The 1246-nt window shown below is 60.6% G+C and carries 1 protein-coding gene; it reads right to left on the bottom strand.

The window, feature by feature from the left end; genetic code table 11:
* Window positions 1-7: 7 nt before the first annotated feature.
* Window positions 8-1105 carry an ISAs1 family transposase gene (locus X739_RS136625; RefSeq protein ID WP_023796700.1) on the bottom strand — a complete coding sequence of 366 codons (1098 nt, stop codon included), beginning with the start codon at window positions 1103-1105 and terminating at the stop codon, window positions 8-10.
* Window positions 1106-1246: the final 141 nt, after the last annotated feature.

Raw genomic sequence — 1246 nt, 5'->3', positions numbered from 1 at the left:
GGCAGGGCTATCGCATATGAGTAAAGAGCTGGAAGAGGAAGTCTCTGTTCCATCTGGCTCTTCGCATCTTGCTGGCGATGGGTTTGTCGAGAGGATGGGCTTGCAAGATGTTTTGGGCGAGGCGTCTGATGATGGCCAGGTTTTGCGGCCCGTTATCCTTGCGGGTTCGGGCATCGTCCTCATGGAAGACGACATCGAGGCTCCAGTGCAACTGGTTCTCGATGGTCCAATGTGCTCTGACGGTCTCGGCCAGTCTTTTGGGCATGAGCACTTTGGAAAGCGCGACATAGCGGACCGAGGTGGTGGGTTTGCCGCCCGCCACGCTGCGCGAGGCCTCGATGCGGCCGATCGCCTTGAGGCCGGGAAAGGCCGGCGGATCCAGCAGCCGTTTGAGCGGCAGGACCGAGGCTCTTCGTGTTTCGGTGCGGCCATGCGCGCTTTCGCTGGTCTCGAAGAAGGCGATCTCGGCAGCTGCGGCGAAGCTTCGCTCCGCCGCAGCGAACAGCTTGGGACGATTGCCTTTCAGCCCCAGCGCATAATGCGCCTTCTTGCCGATCAGCGCCTTGGCGGTGTCGGGACGGCAGTGCAGCGCATCCGCCGTCACCGTGCAGCCCTTCAAATCCAAGCTCTTCAGAAGATCCAGCGTGGCTGTGACCTCGTCGCCCTCGGGCGCGCGGGCAGCGGCAATCGACAGCCTCGTCTCGGCGTCCCACACGCTCACCATCAAAGGCGGCATAAAGACCCGACCCTTAGTGTAGCCGCGCCGCAGCGATTTGCCGTCGACCGCCACCACGCCGCGCGGCGAAGGCCCGAGCGTTTGTCGCAGCGCTGCCATGAAAGCGGCAAAGCTGCGCGAAAGCTCATCGGCATCAAGAAGTCGAAACACCCGGCTGAACGTGTCGTGGCTCGGGCAACCATGCTCCAGCGCCACGATCTCTCTCAGCTCGTCTTCCCGACCCTCAACAAAATCGGCAATGTCAACACAGCTCTTGGCCCCACACAGGGTCGCAAGCAGAGCCAAGAACAGAAGCTCCGCCAGATCATGACGCGCGTTGATGTCACGCGGATCCCGAATTTCACGCAAAATCGAAAGCAGAAACGGCATTGGGTCTCCTCTTCAAAGAGAAGGCCCCTAAAGAATCAACCTTTCCACTCAACGCAAGACTTACTCTTACTCATATGCGATTCCCCTGCCCCTTGAGGGGAGATGTCGCCGAAGGCGACAGAGGGGGTCGTCGCGCGTAGA

Origin of the sequence: Mesorhizobium sp. LNHC209A00, from assembly GCF_000502915.1 — a bacterium.
In the GTDB taxonomy this organism is placed as follows: Bacteria; Pseudomonadota; Alphaproteobacteria; order Rhizobiales; family Rhizobiaceae; genus Mesorhizobium.
This window is presented reverse-complemented; position numbering and strand designations above follow the sequence as displayed.